This is a genomic window from Bdellovibrio reynosensis (assembly GCF_022814725.1).
In the GTDB taxonomy this organism is placed as follows: Bacteria; Bdellovibrionota; Bdellovibrionia; order Bdellovibrionales; family Bdellovibrionaceae; genus Bdellovibrio; species Bdellovibrio reynosensis.
Genome location: NZ_CP093442.1, coordinates 539514 through 557363 on the forward strand (window position 1 = coordinate 539514; position 17850 = coordinate 557363).

The following is a 17850-nucleotide window of genomic DNA, read 5'->3' on the forward strand; positions in this document are numbered from 1 at the left end:
CATTTATGCTTAAAACGGTACGTAACTCAGCAGGTAATGTTTTATTGCAAATCTTGGCCGCCACCGCCGTGATGAGTACTTCTTTTTATGTCCTTACGAATCAAGTAATTGGACAGAAAGAACAAGTAAGTAAAACGGCGAATTTGGTGAACCTCAAATTTGCTTTAAACAGTGCAATGGACTACGTTATTTTTGGTGTACGCCAAAAATATTGTTTTACCAATGATGATAAGCTTTTGAATGATGCCAACATCACGCAAAGTGGTAGTAACGTATCTAAATGTAACCTGACTCATCCAGGCAGCGTTGAACGCCTGATCATGTCCACTGAACAAGAAAACTTTATCCGTAACTTGATTGCTTCAGGTCAGAACGTGGGGCCGGTGAATGCAAATCAAATCCATTTAGATTCAATGCGCGCCTATATCTCATCAGATGCGGCGACAACAGAACATCCACTATTTCCAGTCTTAAAATCACTCAGAATGGTCAAAGGACCCGACGGTCAAGCTATTGCCGTCAGCGGTATTTGGATAGAGCTGACTCGCGATAACAGTGAATACCTTCCGCGCTCGGGCCGTGAAGTTTATCTTACAGCGCGTGTTTATCTTGTCGCCAATAAGGCAGAAAATGAAGCTATCTCTTTAGGTAATAAAACCGCAGAGCTGGTTTCTCAAATTGTTATTTATCCCCGCGAAGTGGGTTCCTTTGCATTATTAGTTCCAAACGATTTGCATCTAGATACATCTTGGGATGCAATCATGGATAAAGGGGATGTGGCGATTCATAAATTTGGAAGCCGCAAAGATCTTGGCGCTAGCCAGGGATTGGTATTTCAAAGTCCTGTCTTTGTAAATCGCCACCTTTATGTTCCTTATGACTCTGGCACGGGGGATGCTACTGATACCTCCATACCATACTCGGCGGTGACTTTTGCTGACCGCGTTTATCTTGGTAACGGTTGGGTTCGTTCTGCAAACAAAGAGTACTCTCCGCGCTCTGCCGGTGGAACTACAGACCGTTATTGGGCGGATGCTAGAACTTTCGGTGGATTTTTAAAAGGTATTGAAAATGACGGTGGCGCTGATGCCGGTCTTCAATACTTTGCAAAAATGGTAACGGGAACTCAACCTAACACTGAACTTATGAGCAAATGTACCGAGTATGAGCAAAACAAAGCCAGTGCTAAATTCTTATTAAGTACTGAAATGGGTGCTCGTTTGCGCGAAAGTACAACCAACGATTTTGATTATCGTTTGTTTCTTTCATCAGGAAACTATTTTAAAAAGCAAAGTAATGCCTTGATCCTAGATAAATCCGCATGGGGCACCGGCACGGCCGTTGTGTCTTCCAATGATTATAATGATGCGGTGGTAAGTCTAAAAATCGTTGTGGGGGAACGCGCGGTTGAAGCTCAATTCCCACGGGAAGCTAAAGGTAAGTTCGTAGTTCAAGTGGGATCCCCTGAATTGCTAGCCTCTTATAAGGGTGCAGTCAATTCAACAAAATCGACTTATGATGCTGCGAAAACAAAATACAGTGACTATGAATCACAGCTTTCATCGTTAAATAAAAGTTTAAAAATAGCTAAAGAAAAACTGGCTGAAGAAGAAGCAAAACCAGTAGAACCAAAGAAATCTTCAACAACAACAACAACAACAATGACTGCACAAGGCACTTCTACGCAAAAATCAGCGACGGTTGAAGAATCAGCTGCGGTTGATGATTCGGGTGGCTCATCCAGCTCCTCTAAAGGTAAAGGAAAAGACGTCGTCGTAGAGGAAGAAGAAGAAAAAGTCGATTATCAAAATCCTAAAGTGATCGCGCAGCTTGAAAAAGAAATCGACGGCCTTAATAAAAATATTGCTGACCTTAAAAACAATAAAATGCCAAGTCAGCAATCATTGATCGACCAAGCATCTAAGGCCTATGATTCAGCGAAGTCGGATCTTAATAAATATGAACTAATCGTTGCAAATCCTCCAGTGATCGAAATCGCAACTTCAAAAGTGAATTCGTATTACGGCTTTACTGCTTACGATAAATTAAATTTGGATGTAAATGTCAAAAATCCTAAGAACCTATTAGATAAAAATGGGAATTTAGTGGCGCCTGTTGTGCGCATCCAGGCTTATGACAGTACTTACTATAATAGTATGTCGACATCAAAAACTCCGAATCAAAACCTAGTAGGATATTTGAATTTCGAGTTTGACGGTTCTAAGACCAATCTTGTAGCTCCTTACTCAGTGTCCCGTAAGGCAGATTCTTCTGCCATCGCACTGAACGAAGGTGAACAGGACTGGGCGGCTTTTGAACAGGAATGTCAAGAAGCTCGTAATGCCCAAACATCCCAATCCTTTGGTGGTGCGGGTTGGGACGTGAGTTTCGCTTCAGGAACTCGCACATCATGGAACTTCGCCGGTGGTCAAAAGATTGGTAAAGATCCAGGCATTGATAAAATGTCCTTTGAAAATCAAACCCGCGCGAATGCAACATTCCAAGTTCGTTCGATTGTCGGGGCTTGCGTGATTACGAAAACTTCTGACTTTATCACAGGCTTTTTTGCCTGCGACAGTTTAGAAATTGAAGAGCGTTCGACTCCACTAAGAATTATTGGTACCTTCATCGTTGGTAAAATGAGAATCCATCCGACCGCCATCAAAGCGGGTATCAGCTGGAGTTCGATTTATCATCCACAAGCCTACAAGGAACTTCGCGGTGCCAATGGTGTTTTACGCTCTATGAGCGGTCGCGATTGCAATGCCGCGAACAACGAGCCTATTTGGCACCCAATTCCGTCTGTGCAAACGGTGGCGGATCGTATGACTTGCAATACCATCAGTCTTCGCGCCAAAGCAGATCCATTCCAATGGACTGCAGTGGATCCTGATTGCGGTATTAATCCTAATAAAAAATCATCGAACACGACATGTAAACGCCGTCTGGTTCGCTTCTACGTCGTCGAACAATCAAGAGAGGGATCGTTATGAGAACCTTCCCAAGTAATAACAAAGGTCAATCCATCATTGAGGTTCTGGTTGGTTTGGGGATGATCTCTGCCATCGGATTTACCTTCATCGGTGGGATGATGTCGTTAAAAGAAACTACTAAAGGCACACTTGTCACTTCATCGACTGAAAAACAAGTCAGTGACATCGCAGAAAATATCAAATCCGGCGTTGAAAACTATCAGGTGAACTTCCGTTATGACGAAGGAACATCAACGGTTTTAGCTTTGGACAATCTTCCAATGGCTTGGGATAACGGCAAGGTGGCGCCTAAATCAGCAGAGACAACGACATGGCAAGGAACCTACGGTTACACAATTCAACCCTATGAAGCTTATCGCGGTTTATACAAAGTGACTCTTCGTATGACCCATAAAAGCTGGGCTGAAAAGGGCGAAAAATACAGAGACTATATTTTCGTGGTGAGTGCAAAATGATTATAAGAAATAATAAAGGGTTCACTGCAGTAGAACTAATGATTGGGATCGGCCTCGCGGCTGTTCTAACCACAGCGATTGTGTCGACTCAGCTGATGGTTTCCCGTGATCAAGTGAAAATGTCGAAAGATCTTGAACAAAGCATTGATAAAAACATGGCAGAACGGATTGTTTTCTCGGATCTTAACGGGATTGATCCTTCTTACAACAATGTTCTGCAAAAAGATGATAGCGGCCGTTACTTCTTTGATTACTATCCGGATGTCCCTGCCAACGTTATTACGGATGGATTAGAACGAAAAATCACCCTGAAGGTCACTGGGACCCAAGAGATTTATATTGTCGTATCTGATCTTAAAGCAGGTCCGCTATTAAATTATGATCCGGTGAAAGCGTACAATGTGGGCGCAGCACCGGCTGATTTTAATCAAGCTGCAAGCTTGCAATTCGTGTCTTTGAATAAAAATAATTTTTTAACGGATCCGGGGCAGTCCAATCGTTCAGCGATGTGGCAAAGTGGTAAAATTCTTATGCTTGATACGCCAGCGCGTATTCGCCCGCTGGTCAATGGAACTGTTAACATGAAGATTGCTCCGCGCAGTCCTATTTTTGTGGGTTCTGTGCAAGGTGTGAACTTATTAAGTGATTCGATGATTCAAAAAGTATTGAATTTAAAACATCCTGAAACGGGCGTCGTTATCGCTAATGCAGACCAGTTTTTAAGAAACGTTCCTTCAATTGGTGGTGGTCAATCTATCATTCGCTTAAAGGGCGTGAAAATTATTAAATACTCTTTGAAAAAATATGAAGACGGTCGTTATAAAACAACACCCGCGTATCTATATAAATCTGAATACGTAGGAAGCGGTGTGTGGAGCGAGCCATTTCTTCTTTCCGACGGTGTTGCGGAATTTTCGCTGCGACGTGAATCTGTTTTAAAAAGAATGATTTATTTTAATATTAAAAAAGCTGAGTTTAAAGATCAGGCACTGACTTCAAATTCGGCACAAAGTAAGTAAAAGTTTCTGGGGGGAAATGATGAAAACAAATACAAACAAACTAGCGATGCTGGTTGCCCTGGTTGCCTTATCCGAAGGTGCTCAAGCCGGGGATAAAGATTTCCCTATGGCGGTGAGTTCTGCGACGTCGGGGGAGTCTGTAATCTCAGCTCCGGCTTCGGGATTAGTCACCCGCACCGGAAAAGATAATACGATTATTAAAATCAACAACTCTTGCTTTGGTACCAACCTTCGCGGTGTCGGTAATCCCTTAGCGCCAAGAGCCACGATCACTGCCAACTTGAATATGGTGATTGGTGGAAAAGAATATGAAATTATGGTGAAGTATCCATCTCAGTTGGTCACTCCAATGGGAATGGTGGCGCCAAAGATTCAACCGATGTCTTCAAGCAACTATAAAATCGGAAAAGATGGCGGCGGATCTGCAGCTATTTTTGGTAATACAGTTTTATTAAACACACCGATTCCTGCAGGGGTCACAGTCGACAGCTCAGGTAAAATTACCATCAGCGATAAAGGTTCAATTTATCTAAAATCCTATTCCTTCGAACAAGAGGTGGATGATTGTAATGACAAAAAGCCTGTTTATGGCAGCTATGGATACTCGTCTGAAATTCCAACAGTCGCTTGCGGCGATTACATGGGTAAGTCGGGTCCTGTATCAGCTTCATTTGGTGGAATCTCTGTAGCATCTGATAAAACAAGTATCGAAGTGAACGTGGCTTTTCCAGGTCAAACAGGATTCTGCGGTGGTTACTGGTCGCCACTGATGGTGTTCTTTGATGACAGCCGTCCGCGCTTTGATAACTCAAGTGATTTTCCTTTAAACCCAATGAACAAAACGATGTGGCCGGAAGCAAATGCGCCGGGTTGGTTTGTGGCTTACGATCGAGATAAATCAGGTCTTATCGATAAAAAAGAAGAGCTTTTCGGTGACACAGTTTCTACTGAAAATGGCTTTGAAGTTTTAAAAAAATTAGATAGCAATAAAGATGGTTTCATCGATAAGAAAGATAAGACCTTCAAAAAGCTAGTTCTATGGAATGATAAAAATGGTGATGGTATTTCGCAAAAAGAAGAAATGCTAAAACTTGCAGAAAAAGTAATGAAGATTTCTTTAGACTATGAAAAAGGCGTTATCACACCGATGGGACACTACGCCGAAGCTCGAGAGCGCTCTAAGTTTTGGTATAAAGATAATGGCAAAGTGAAGACAGGGGATATCGTCGATATCTGGTTGTCGCCGGCACCAGTTAAATTGAGTCAAAACTAATACCTACTAAAAAGTGATCATCATAAAAAAGGGAGCAAACGCTCCCTTTTTTATTTTATTTTCTCGATATATTTTAAAAGTAAATCTCGGCCACGACATTTTGCCCGAAGCATAGATAAGAATATAAAGACGCCACCCGTTTTACGATCTAAGAAAATGATTTCCCGCGGAGGCGTTCGCCAAGAATGCTTGCGAATAATCTGAAACACTTTTTTTGACAGACGCTGTGGTAAATCCGTATTTTTCCAATCGTAATTGCCGTCTTTATCGATTTGTCCCGCATTGTTGCGAGGGTCCTCGTAAGAAATAAATGGTTCTACGGTTTCTAAGCAGAACTGTTGAAAAAGGTCCTTAAGGTCATCGGTGTCTTTTTCGTCGATAAACTTCAGTTCTAGAGCCGCCTTCATAAACATCTCGCGATCATTAAAAAGCGTGCCCTTCACCATGCGACGGTACGGAATTAAAAAATCCTTTTCATAGGCGCGGGTGGCACCAAAATCATAAAGAACAATTTGATCATGGCCTTGGGGATTGATGCGAATGCGATAATTTCCGCTGTGGGGGTCGGTCTGCACCACCCCCCATTCAAATACCTCGCGGAAATAAAGATCTAAAAAGTTCAAAGCCAGCTTGTTGCGTCTTTCTTGGGGTAAACTTTGAATCAAAGGGTCATCGGCTCTTAAACCTCGCTCAAAACTTGTCGCTAAAATTTTCGGACCTGAAAATTCTCGAAGGACCTTCGGCACCACATAACGACTGTCATTTTTAAGGCGCTCGTAAAAGTCTTCCGTCAATTGAGCTTCCAGTTCATAGTTCGTCTCTTGAACCAACATTTCCCGCACTTCGGCAAACACAGGATCCATATTAATATCCCGCGGTAACAACTTTAATGTATTCAACAGTGTGCGAATGGCCTTTAAGTCGCTATCTATGGCGCGATCTACATTCGGATACTGAATTTTTAGAACGATGGTTTCGCCGGTGGCTTTGATGCGGGCCCGGTGAACTTGACCCATCGATGCCGACGCCAAGGCCTCTTTTTCTACGTCTAAAAGTGCCAGTTTTTCTGCCGGCAGATTTTTTTTCAACGTCGGTTCAATGGCATCCCAAGAAAGGGGCGCTGAATCAGATTGCAGAGATTTTAAAAGTTCATTGGCTTCAGGAGGGAAAAAATGTTCGCCATACATAGAAAGCATTTGTCCTGCTTTCATGAGGCTTCCCTTTAATTCACCTAACTCAGAACTGATGACAGAGGCCTGATTCTGTAAAAGCCTTTTCCAGTTTTCTTCTTTAGCTTCTTTATTTTTAAGAGCTGAACTGACGCCATGTTGGGCAATAGAAGCCCCTGCCTGCAAAGTTATCTTTGCTAAAGACAAGCTGCGTGAAAACATCGAGGATTTGATCTTATCCAAGCTTTTTTGTTTTTTGGCAGATTTTTTGTCGTCCATTCCTTGTCAATTTACCTTAACTTTGCCAAATGTTAAATTAATTTTCTATGTCTATGACTCTCTTCTGGTTCCGTCGCGATCTGCGTCTTCATGATAACGCCGGTCTTTTTTATGCTCTCAAAGAAAATGAAAATGTTCTTCCGGTTTTTGTGTTTGATTCAGATATTTTGTCAAAACTGGATGATGAAGCCGATGCTAGGGTGACTTTTATTCATGAAACTGTCACGGACCTCAAACAGAGTCTGCAAAAAAAAGGCAGCGATCTTGTTGTTCGGCACGGAAAACCTTTAGAGATTTTTAAAGAGCTTCACGGCAAATTAAAATTTTCCGCTATTTACACCAATCACGACTATGAGCCCTACGCCCGTCAACGCGATGATCAAGTCTTAGCTTGGGCAAAGAAGCAGGGGATAGAGTTTAAAACATTTAAAGATCAAACCCTTTTTGAAAAAGATGAAATTCTAACCGAAGCTCGCAAGCCTTACACCGTTTATACGCCCTACAAACGGAAGGTTCTGGCGAATTTGGATTCTTTTTATTTAAAATCATACCCCGTAGAAACCTATGAATCTTCTTTCGCAAAAAAACCGAATCCAGAAAAAATAATTTCCTTAAAAGAGCTGGGATTTACCAAGTCGAACCTACAATTTCCCTCTTCCGAAGTTCCTATTAAGGTCATAAAAAATTATGCGGAAACTAGAAATTTCCCTGCTCTTGAAAATGGCACAACTCACTTGGGCGTTCACCTGCGTTTTGGAACGGTCAGTGTGCGGGATTTGGCTCGCACGGGGAAAAAATATTCTGAAACCTGGCTGAGTGAATTAATCTGGCGGGACTTTTTTATGCAGATTCTATGGCATTTTCCTGAAGTGGAAACCCGCAGTTTCCGTCCCGAATATGATAAGATTCAGTGGCGCAATTCGAAAACCGATTTCAATCGGTGGTGTGAAGGAATGACGGGGTATCCCCTGGTCGACGCTGGTATGAGGGAACTCAACGCCACAGGGACTATGCACAATCGTGTGCGAATGGTGACAGCAAGCTTTCTTACAAAACACTTGCTGATTCATTGGCATTCTGGGGAACGCTACTTTGCAAAAAAATTATTGGATTTCGATTTAGCTGCCAATAATGGTAATTGGCAGTGGGCAGCCGGATCGGGTTGCGATGCAGCTCCGTATTTTCGTATTTTTAATCCTGAAACCCAAGCAGAAAAATTTGATCCGGAGAATGAATATATAAAAAAATGGATACCCGAATTAGATACGAATAAGTATCCTTCACCTATTATTGATCATGCCGAAGCCCGCGGTCGGTGTTTGCAAGCATTCACCAAAGCCCTGAAAAAATAGGAGAAAAAAGCATGAAAGTCTTAATCACTGGAGCCACAGGTCTACTTGGTCGCGAAATCGGAAAAGTTTTGGCAGAGCACGGCCATGAGATCGTCGTGATCAGCCGCAGCTTAGCCAAGGCCCGTGAAGTGTTGCCTTTTCCATGCGAAGTTGTTCTTGGGGACTTAAGCAAAGGGCCGATTCATGATTCTAGACTTGAAGGCATCGAAGGCGTCATCAATCTTATGGGTGAACCCGTCGTCAGTCGTTGGGATTCAGAAAAAAAAGCGGCCATTTATAATTCTCGCGTCGAAGGTACGAAGCATTTAATCGCTAGTTTGCCATCAAACTTACAAGTATTTGTTTCAAGCACAGCGATTGGATATTACGGCAATGACCATGAAACCATTCAGCACGAAGAAAACCCACCCGGCGATAATTTTCTAGCGAAAGTCTGTATCGATTGGGAAAAAGAAATCAGTAAAGCGCCAGGGCGTAAAGCCATCATTCGAACTGGTATTGTGCTTTCTTCCCACGGTGGAGCCATGGATCAAATGCTCTATCCGTTCCGCTTAGGTATTGGCGGTCCGCTAGGGGATGGTCAGCAGTGGATGAGCTGGATCCATATTAAAGACATCGTGGGTCTTTTTGTGTTTGCTTTAGAAAACACCCATGTCACGGGTCCTATCAATGGATGCGCGCCAAACCCCGTCAGAAATAAAGAGTTTTCAAAAAGCTTAGCCAATGCTTTGGGTAAGTCCATGGGTCCTAGCATGCCTCTGTTTGTTCTGAAGCTTTATTTTGGTGAAGTTTCGGATGTGCTTACCGTTTCTATTCGCGGTTCTGCAGAAAGATCAAAAACCCTGGGTTATAAATTTCAATATGACGATGTTAATGAGGCTTTAAAAGACGTCTGTGCCCCTTACCAAAACGGCGAAGACTTTTACTATGCTGAACAATTTATTCCAGACCCTCCAGAAAAAGTTTTTCCCTTCTTTAAAGAGGCTCACAATCTTGAAGAGATCACTCCGCCGACCTTGAATTTTAAAATTGAAAAGGTATCCACATCTGAAATCACGCAAGGAACCTTGATTGATTATACTTTAAAAATTCGTGGTATCCCGGCGAAATGGAAAACCGAAATCGACGAATGGCAACCGCCGTATAAATTCGTAGATAACCAGCTTAAAGGTCCCTACAGTCTGTGGCGTCACACCCACGAATTCAGACCGTTTTGTGGCGGTACATTGTTAGTGGATAAAGTGAAGTACCGACTGCCGTTAGGTCAAGTTGGTTGGATTTTTGCTTCAAAATTAGTAAGCAAGGACATTGATAATATTTTTTCTTTCAGAAGAAAATATATCGCGAACATGACTGTGCCACGCAAGGGATAGGTTATTGTTTGTTACGCAGCTCTCGCAAAGCACTGAACTGTTTCACCGTGCTTGCAAGTAAAAATGGATTTACTTTCTTTTCAACGAAAAGTTTTAAAGGAACACTGGGTAGGTCCAGGCTGCGTTTGTTCACTAATTCGTTTTCATACAGCTCTAGGTTTTCATCATCCCCAGTGATGGGCGAATCATCAAAGTTACCAAGCATTTTACAAAATTGCAGATTCATTTCGGTGTATTCATGGGTGCAGTAAATCAAGGTTTCGTTAGGAAGGGCTTTGATCTTTTGCAAACTTTCAAACATTTGTTCAAAAGTTCCCTCGAACAATCTTCCACAACCTAAACCAAAAAGCACGTCCCCGGAAAAGAGCCATTTTTTATCCGGATTCCAGAAAGCCACGTGACCTAGGGTGTGACCTGGAAGTTCCATCACTTTAAAGTTCATATCAGAAATTGAAAATTCATCGCCATCTTTTACGTAGTGATCAGCAAAAGGAATTTGGGTTTTATTTTTCAGTGGCGCATAAATCGGAGCAGGGAAGGTTTTAACTAATTCTAAAACCCCACCGATGTGATCATTGTGATGGTGGGTCAGTAAAATGCCGCAAATATCATAGTCGTTATGTTCAAGGAATTTTTCAACAGGGGTGGATTCACCGGGGTCCACCAACACCACATGTCCTTGCTCGTTGATCAAAGCAAAGACATAGTTGTCTTCAAAAATAGGTATAAGTTCTACTCTGTGATTCATAAAGCACCTATGTTTAAATATTGTCCCCTGAGACATGAAATTCGACAAGACCTAGGGAGTATTGATTAATAACAAGCCTTGGTGGCGTTAAGAACTTATTTTAAACTAAACTCTCTTATGAAATTAAAAGCAGAGCTTGCAGGTCGCGATTATATTGAAGTGGATTGTGAAGGTGAAGACCTTCAAAAACCCGGCAGAGTCCAGAAGGTTTCTGTCTTGGGGTGTAGTGAATTCATGGAGATGATGCGCAAGATGCGCCGATCTTTTGGTAATGATATCGCCAAGTGGCCCGTACCTGGGGGAACAGATCACTCTAGCCTTCTTCTAAAAGAAATGATTTTAAAGCTGCGCGGGGAATGGCAATTCCCGTATCCCCATGCTGAAATCTGCCACTGCAGAACCGTCGCCACAGAAACAGTGGATCAAGCGATTATCGCAGGAGCCCACTTAACAGAGGTCGTGACAAGACAGACCAACGCAAGCACCGCTTGCGGTACCTGTCGCCCCGAAGTTCAAAAAATCATAGACTACCGTCTGGATAAAAAATCGTCTTAATCTTTTTTAGGAAGTTTTCCGGTAAGGTCTTCAGTGATTGTTTCCGGAAACTGCCCTGTCTTTAGGTAGTGTTCTAACAAGGGGCCCAGCTTTCTTCGGCAAGATCCTCCGCAAGGTCCCACCCCTGCAGAAGTCGCATCGAAAATATCATTTAAGGTTTGGGCACCATCACGAATAGCTTCCTCGATAGTTTTGCGACTAACGTTGTTGCAGCGGCAGATGATTTCGGTTTTCGGTTTAGCGCCCATTGAATTAAGTGTAATGCCATGCTTCCAAAAATGTTACTATCGACCCGCCCAAAGTGCGGCGCGTCACATTGCATTGATAAGTCGTTCATCTTCCTGTAAAACAACCCCTTTGAATAAACATTGGAGCAGAAATGGCTAATCCAACTACAGATAAACTTCCTATGACAATTCGCGGAAAAGCTATGCTTGAATCAGAGCTTAAAAAGCTATTGTTAGAGGAAAGACCTTCCGTAATCCATGCGATTGAAGAAGCCCGTGCCCAAGGTGATATTTCAGAAAATGCTGAATATGAAGCTGCTAAAGAGCGTCAAGCTATGATCGAAGGCCGTATTGCTGAAATTCAAGGCAAATTGGCTGGTGCAGAAGTGATCGACACAGCTCAAATCAAAGCAGATCGCATCGTATTTGGTGCCCATGTTGAAATCGTGGACACGGAATCAGAAGAAGAAGCCAGCTATCAAATCGTAGGCGTTGATGAATCTGATGTTAAAAACGGTATGATTTCTATTTTGTCGCCATTAGCCCGCGCATTGATCGGCAAAAAGGTTGGCGACACAGTGACTGTTCAAAGTCCAAAGGGCGATAAAGAGTTCGAAGTTCTAGCTTTCAAATACAAATAATAAAAGACATTGTCCGTCCATGGCCTTCCCTGTGAGAATGGGTCATGGACACGCGCAAAAAACACTCCTCTGATAAACATCTCGTCACTGAACAGCCCGGTATGTCCGTTGTTGTTGCAGGATTGCTAATAGCTTTTTTAATTGGCTATACGACGAAGGTTCTTCTATCTCCGGCTCGAATCACGGCTCATATCGAAAAGGCCGCCAGCCATATTCACAAAGATATTAAGGTGCAGTTTTCTTCGGCTTACTTAAGTTTAAGCGATGGAATCCTGCCGCGTTTCGCGGTGGTGATTTCGGACGTAAAAATGACCGCCGAACAAAGTTGTTGGGGTGCCCCCACCATGCAGGTGGATGAACTGCGACTGCCATTATCGTTCTTCAATCTTATTCAAGGAAAAGTTCCTGTGGAAAGTGTTGAAGCAAACACGGTCGATCTGACCTTTCGCGAAGGGCTTGCTGAGTGCGCGGAACAAGACAAGAAGGCAGCAGAAAAAGTAAATAAAGAACCCGCGCCGTTAGTCAGCCTAAGCCCCACGGAAAAAGCGCAGAAATATCAAAACGACGTGCGCAGTATTTCTATTCAAAGATTTCTGATCAATGCAGATAAATACCCGCAGTATGCTTCCGAGTTTTTAAACTTTGCGGTGAAGGTGAAATCTTTTGAACCAAGAATTATTGAAATCACGGCAAAGACCCATTTACTGAAAGATCAGGTGGGGGATTACATGTCCCACGCCAATTTATATGTGCAATACAAAGACACTCCAGAAGAAGTCGTGCAAACTCACTTTTTTGGAAACTGGCGCGAAGGTCATTATAGCTTCATTGCGAACTACACCATAGACGAACGCTTGCTTTCTGTAGAAACCGATCTAAAACACATTCCCTTAAGTCAGATTTTGGGTGTTCTGCAAAAGTATGATCTTGCCTCAAAAGAATTAAATGGGCGTCAGGTGTGGGTGTCTTCTAAAGCAAGATTGATTTCGCCGATAGAAGATTTACGAAAAGCTCCGTTAGAAGTGCGGGACCTTCGCTTAGAGGGGGATCTTGGCGAAATGTCTGTTGAACAAATCGACTTTAGCTCTCTTGATCCAGTAAAGTATTCGCCGATCTTGGTGGATATTAAAACCATGGATATTAATAAACTTTTGGTTTTATTAAATCGTCCCAAGGACACAAGCATGTTGGGTTCTTTAGGAAGTTTCACGGGACGGGCGACTATTTTTTCTGATCAAAAAATAAATCTGAAAGGAAAAAGCTCGGGCCTTGAATTTGTTTTTTCAAACAAGGGTCAGCGTCAATCGCAGGTTATCGAAACAATGATCAGCGATATTGCATTAGATGGAAATACTTGGACTTTCGAAGTTCAGCGTATTGAACCACGTGAGGGAGTGTTTATCGGAGACGTCAAAGTCAAAGCGGATAAAGATTTTAAAGAAGTTGAAATTAAAACCAGTATTGATGAACTTTCTTTATCACCCGCTGTACAAACTTTAATGACCGGCGGGGGGCAAATTGGAACTTTAAGTTTTGACAGTGATTTGAAGTTAAAAGCAGGCCAAGTCAGTTTCCTTAAAGGTTTATTAAGATTGGACTCGTTAGATATCGAAGGAATGAGTCTAGAAAAACCCAAAGCCACCATTGACTGGGTTCAAGGGGAGATCGTTCTTAATACCCAGGTGAAGTCCGTAGAAGTCAGTCCGACATCTGGGGCCACCCCTGTTTTAAGACAGGTCACTGAGCCTTCTTGGTGGCAGCAAGAGGGATTAAAATTAGAATCCTTAAATGGACAATTTAAACTAAAAAACCTTAAGCACTTAGGATGGAAGAACTTCCATGGCTCCATAGGTAAGTCCGGTAAAATGATCACCGATGGCGGGTGGGATGAATTCGGCCGCCTGCACGGAATGGTGCAAATCCGCGATGGGAAGCTGAACCGACGTTGGGGTATTGAAGGCAGTCGAGAGCTGCCGGTGTTTACTGAAGAACGGTCTGCGGTGATGAGAAAATAAAAATGCTAACAGCTATAGTTCTTTTAATTTTATTTCTTATCTATCGCCACTTTACCTGGAAGCCATTGCCTTGGCCACCGGGAGCGATGGTGCCGCCAAGTTATCAAGGACATCGCGGGTATTGGAAGTCAGGTCTTCAAGAAAACACCCTGGCGTCCTTTGAAGCGGCAGCGAAGAGGGGATTGCACATGGTTGAAATGGATGTGCGTCTTTCAAAAGATAAAATTCCCGTGGTTTTCCATGACGGCGATTTAAAGCGCTTGGGGAATGTAGAACGCATTGTTCACGAATGTACGGCCGAAGAATTAAGAGTGCTTGCACAAGTGCCAAGTCTTGAAGAGGTTCTTTCATCGCAAATCGTGCCTAAATTTTTGAACGTGGAATTAAAAACCGGTGCGATTTTTGATGGCGAGTTAGAAAAAAAAGTCGCAACGTTGATTGAAAAATACGATTTCACCCGCCGCGTGTTGTTTTCAAGTTTTAATCCTTTGTCGTTGTGGCGTCTAGGGGGGCATTTGCCCCAAGTTCCCCGCGCGCTGTTAGCTACACAAGAACCCGAAGCAGCGAATAAAATTTATTTGCGTCAACTTTGGTTCGCCCCTTACGTTCGGATCCATGCTTTGCATCTAGATTATCGTTATGTCAGTGTTCACGATTTACATAAATGGAAAAAGCGCGGTGTGCCGGTGGCCTTGTGGACAGTGAATGAAAAAGAGACAGCGGAACTTTACCTGCAAGAAGGTGCATTAAGTATAATCACTGATACTCTTGGGGAAGTCGCGGATTCATAATCTTAAAATATATTGGTGGAATGAAGGCCAACAGTGCCATGGCTGAATACCCATGGGGAAGCTTTTGGGACTGTTCTGTTTTGTGCAATTCTGTGAATGGAATGCCGGGCTTAAGATGATGATAAGAATGATATCCTAAGTTGATCAGTGAATAGTTCGTCAATCCTTGATAACTATCCCAAGAATGGCAGGCTTTCGCTGGTTCATACAATCCGTTGGCATTTCTTTTTCGCACTAAACCGTAGTGTTCGATATAGTCAGCGGTTTGCAAAAGCAGAATGGCCACAAGACTTTGTCCTAACCAAAATAGCAATGCTCGTTCGCCGAATATAAGATAAATTAAAAAATCCCCCGCGGTTTGCGCGGCCATCCCTGCGATAACACGATTTTTCAGAAAAAACTGTCTAAGGCTTTTCAATCTTTTGCGTTCTAATAAGAAAGCTTCTTTTAAGCCCATAAAATATGATCGTACAAAATAAGTGTAGATCCACTCGTTCTTTCTGGCCGTGGCAGGGTCTTCCGGGGTTGCGACGTTTTTGTGATGGGCGAAAACATGCTCAACGCTGTAGTGGGTGAAGTTCACCAGGCTTAAAAGCAAATTGCCAGTCAGGCGAAGGCGCTTGTCTTTATGGTGTATCAGTTCATGGGCTGTTGTTATTCCCATAAATCCCATGATGGTGCCGAAAGATAAAATCAATCCCATCAGTTCAATGTTTGAAGCCTTCAATGAAAAGATGACACCTAAAAATCCAAATAAAACCAGAAAAGGAAAAGTTGATAGCAGTATCAGTAAAGCCAGCTTTTGCGAGGGGCGCTTGTCGTTCACTTCATATTTTTTAAAAAGAAAGTTATCTAATAGGGGATGAATAATAAAAATCCCGATAAAACCTAAAAACGTATAAAGGCCGCCCAGAAACCCTCCGGCGACAGCAAGGGTGGCGAAAGCATAAGGTATAAAATAAAAGGCGTTTTGAATTGCAGACATAGCCTAAAAAAAATGCGTTCTTTTTGGAACGCATTTTTGTGAGGTTTTAAGATTTTTTATCTTTATTGGATTTGTGGGTCACTTGATCGTGGATGTCTTTTGGATCCACCTCAATTTCGTTTAATCCTTCTTTAAAGCCGCGAATGGCCTTGCCGATACTTGATCCAAGGTTGGGAAGACGACGCGGTCCAAAGAAGATTAATGCGATTATAATTAATACTAAAATATGAACAAAACTGGTGCTACCCACGCGGCCTCCCGAATGTTCATTATTCTACCTTATTCAACCGGCATTTCAACGATTTCTGTTTGCTCGGCCTGGGCTGCTTCATTTTCAAGCTGAGCGTCTTCATTTCCAACAGCTACAACTTTGTTGGCTTCAGGGACAGTCTCAACTTCTTGAATGTCTACCGTCGACGCAGATTTTGTAGGCAGACTTTTAGCGATGCCTTTTACTGGTCGTGAAGCTTGAGACGTTCTAACTACAGATTTTTCCGCTTTAGCGGCGCCACTCATTTTTTTAAGCTCTTTATCGTACTTTGCTTTGAGGGCTGCTAATTCTTCTTTATAGCTTTTGCGAATTTCTTCTACTTGGTTAGCGCGAGCTGTAGTGATGCAAGAAGAATAAGTTTGAACTGCGGCTTCTTTTGCCTGCGCACGGCAAGTCACTTCTGCCGATGTTTGAGAGATAGCGCTGACGCTGAATAGAACAGTTGAAAAGAATGCGAATACCGTTTTCATGAACCACCTCGAGATATTGATCTCGGGGGTCTTAATAACAAGTTTCGTGCCTGATTAGATTCGTATTAGGTGCAGAAGGGGACGGGGGGCCTGTGGTTTTTACAGGTTCGTTCAGGCAATTGTCGCCCTAGGCTGGGGCCGTTGATTGCCTTTTTTCCCATTCATAGGACGTGCGGCAAATCAGCTCTAGATCATCACGCTGGGGTGTCCACCCCAGTAGATTTCTAAGTTTGGTCGCATCTGCAACGAGGTGAGGAGCATCCCCAGTGCGGCGGTTTTGATGGCTGATGGAAAATGAAGCGCCGCTGATGCGTTTCATAGTTTCAAGGACTTCAAGAACAGTATAGCCCTTGCCATATCCGCAATTTAACACTTGGGAACTGCCACCATCACGAAGGTAGCCCAAAGCTAAAAGGTGGGCATCAATAAGATCTTCGACGTGAATATAATCCCGCACAGCGGAGCCATCTTTTGTCGCATAATCAGTCCCGAATACTTGAACGAAATGGCGTTTGCCGACAGCAGCTTCACTGGCTACTTTGATCAGGTGACTTGCATCAGCCGTGCGCTGACCGTTTTTGCCATCTAAGGCTGCACCAGCAACGTTGAAATATCTAAGCGCCACAGATCTAATGCCATGGGCCGGTTCAGCGTCAGCCAAGATTTTTTCAGCCATTAATTTTGATGAACCATAGGGATTGATCGGTGAAATAATAGAACCTTCGTGAACCAATCCCTTATCGCCATTAGACGTTCCATAGACAGCTGCAGTGGAAGAAAAAATAACTTTATCCACCCCAGCAGAGCGGCACGCTTGAATCAGAGAGATCGTTCCAGAGATATTATTGTCGTAGTAATCAAGCGGCAGAGTTAAAGATTCAGGAACTTTAAGTTTGGCCGCGAAATGAATCACAGCTTCAATCTTATTGTCGCGCAGGGCTTTCGTTAACTTTGCAGTATCACGAACATCGCCTTCGATAAATTGAACATGCTCTGGAATAGAGCTGCGGAATCCTGTACTGAGGTTATCATAAGACACTACGTCAAAGCCTGATTTTAGCAGAGCATTGGTTGCGTGTGAGCCGATATAGCCCGCAGAACCCGTGACGAGTGTTCTCATGATAATCTCCCGAAACGCGCAAGAAATTTGTTAAAGCCATATAAATTCAGGCTCCTTATCTTGACAAGATCTTTTCAGGACCATGAAGGGGACGTCATGAAGCGTGAAAGTTTT

Annotated in this window: 17 protein-coding genes; 10 read left to right on the forward strand and 7 right to left on the reverse strand. The window is 43.0% G+C overall.

Features of this window, described 5'->3' with window-relative positions:
- The first annotated feature begins 5 nt into the window (after nt 1-5).
- From MNR06_RS02470 to MNR06_RS02485, 4 genes are read left to right on the forward strand one after another with little or no spacing between them, the layout of a single operon-like run.
- A complete protein-coding gene (locus tag MNR06_RS02470; protein ID WP_243538427.1) occupies nt 6-2993 on the forward strand; it encodes a hypothetical protein in 2988 nt (995 codons plus the stop codon).
- Entirely contained in the window at nt 2990-3448 is a 459-nt protein-coding gene (locus tag MNR06_RS02475) for a hypothetical protein (RefSeq protein WP_243538429.1), read from the forward strand. The genes MNR06_RS02470 and MNR06_RS02475 overlap by 4 nt, the downstream gene beginning before the upstream one ends.
- Nucleotides 3445-4467 (forward strand): type II secretion system protein, encoded by a 1023-nt coding sequence (locus MNR06_RS02480; protein WP_243538430.1) that lies wholly within the window; start codon nt 3445-3447, stop codon nt 4465-4467. The genes MNR06_RS02475 and MNR06_RS02480 overlap by 4 nt, the downstream gene beginning before the upstream one ends.
- Before the next feature lie 19 nt (nt 4468-4486).
- A complete protein-coding gene (locus MNR06_RS02485; RefSeq protein WP_243538432.1) occupies nt 4487-5740 on the forward strand; it encodes an EF-hand domain-containing protein in 1254 nt (417 codons plus the stop codon).
- A gap of 50 nt (nt 5741-5790) precedes the next feature.
- Here the strand turns inward: MNR06_RS02485 and MNR06_RS02490 are convergent, their stop codons facing one another.
- Complete coding sequence (locus MNR06_RS02490; protein ID WP_243538433.1) at nt 5791-7188, reverse strand: ABC1 kinase family protein; 1398 nt, start codon at nt 7186-7188, stop codon at nt 5791-5793.
- Nucleotides 7189-7235: 47 nt separating this feature from the next.
- On the opposite strand from MNR06_RS02490, the gene MNR06_RS02495 reads away from it, so the two are divergent.
- Together MNR06_RS02495 and MNR06_RS02500 are read left to right on the forward strand one after the other, a co-directional pair.
- Nucleotides 7236-8540, forward strand: coding sequence for a cryptochrome/photolyase family protein (locus MNR06_RS02495; protein ID WP_243538434.1), 1305 nt, complete (start codon nt 7236-7238; stop codon nt 8538-8540).
- Nucleotides 8541-8551: 11 nt separating this feature from the next.
- Nucleotides 8552-9913 carry a TIGR01777 family oxidoreductase gene (locus tag MNR06_RS02500; RefSeq protein ID WP_243538435.1) on the forward strand — a complete coding sequence of 454 codons (1362 nt, stop codon included), beginning with the start codon at nt 8552-8554 and terminating at the stop codon, nt 9911-9913.
- A gap of 1 nt (nt 9914) precedes the next feature.
- Here the strand turns inward: MNR06_RS02500 and gloB are convergent, their stop codons facing one another.
- Complete coding sequence (gene gloB, locus MNR06_RS02505; RefSeq protein WP_243538437.1) at nt 9915-10661, reverse strand: hydroxyacylglutathione hydrolase; 747 nt, start codon at nt 10659-10661, stop codon at nt 9915-9917.
- A 117-nt stretch (nt 10662-10778) separates the two neighbouring features.
- Here gloB and MNR06_RS02510 point away from each other — a divergent pair, with 117 nt between their 5' ends.
- On the forward strand, nt 10779-11216 hold the full coding sequence (locus MNR06_RS02510) for a (2Fe-2S)-binding protein (protein ID WP_243538439.1): 438 nt from the start codon (nt 10779-10781) through the stop codon (nt 11214-11216).
- Here MNR06_RS02510 and MNR06_RS02515 read toward each other — a convergent pair.
- Nucleotides 11213-11464 carry a (2Fe-2S)-binding protein gene (locus MNR06_RS02515; protein ID WP_243538441.1) on the reverse strand — a complete coding sequence of 84 codons (252 nt, stop codon included), beginning with the start codon at nt 11462-11464 and terminating at the stop codon, nt 11213-11215. The genes MNR06_RS02510 and MNR06_RS02515 overlap by 4 nt on opposite strands.
- A 131-nt stretch (nt 11465-11595) precedes the next feature.
- On the opposite strand from MNR06_RS02515, the gene greA reads away from it, so the two are divergent.
- The 3 genes from greA to MNR06_RS02530 are packed head-to-tail and all read left to right on the forward strand — an operon-like array spanning nt 11596 to nt 14890.
- A complete protein-coding gene (gene greA, locus MNR06_RS02520; RefSeq protein WP_243538442.1) occupies nt 11596-12084 on the forward strand; it encodes a transcription elongation factor GreA in 489 nt (162 codons plus the stop codon).
- A 44-nt stretch (nt 12085-12128) separates the two neighbouring features.
- Complete coding sequence (locus MNR06_RS02525; RefSeq protein ID WP_243538444.1) at nt 12129-14099, forward strand: AsmA family protein; 1971 nt, start codon at nt 12129-12131, stop codon at nt 14097-14099.
- A gap of 2 nt (nt 14100-14101) precedes the next feature.
- Nucleotides 14102-14890 carry a glycerophosphodiester phosphodiesterase gene (locus MNR06_RS02530; RefSeq protein ID WP_243538446.1) on the forward strand — a complete coding sequence of 263 codons (789 nt, stop codon included), beginning with the start codon at nt 14102-14104 and terminating at the stop codon, nt 14888-14890.
- Here MNR06_RS02530 and MNR06_RS02535 read toward each other — a convergent pair.
- The 4 genes from MNR06_RS02535 to galE all read right to left on the reverse strand — a co-directional run bounded on the left by MNR06_RS02535 (nt 14856) and on the right by galE (nt 17736).
- Nucleotides 14856-15875, reverse strand: coding sequence for an alkane 1-monooxygenase (locus MNR06_RS02535; protein WP_243538447.1), 1020 nt, complete (start codon nt 15873-15875; stop codon nt 14856-14858). The two genes, MNR06_RS02530 and MNR06_RS02535, sit on opposite strands and share 35 nt — an antisense overlap.
- A 46-nt stretch (nt 15876-15921) precedes the next feature.
- A complete protein-coding gene (gene tatA / locus MNR06_RS02540; protein WP_243538448.1) occupies nt 15922-16125 on the reverse strand; it encodes a twin-arginine translocase TatA/TatE family subunit in 204 nt (67 codons plus the stop codon).
- 29 nt (nt 16126-16154) lie between these two features.
- Complete coding sequence (locus tag MNR06_RS02545; RefSeq protein WP_243538449.1) at nt 16155-16616, reverse strand: hypothetical protein; 462 nt, start codon at nt 16614-16616, stop codon at nt 16155-16157.
- Between the two features lie 127 nt (nt 16617-16743).
- Nucleotides 16744-17736, reverse strand: a complete 993-nt coding sequence (galE, locus tag MNR06_RS02550; RefSeq protein ID WP_243538450.1) for a UDP-glucose 4-epimerase GalE — start codon at nt 17734-17736, stop codon at nt 16744-16746.
- Between the last annotated feature and the right edge of the window lie 114 nt (nt 17737-17850).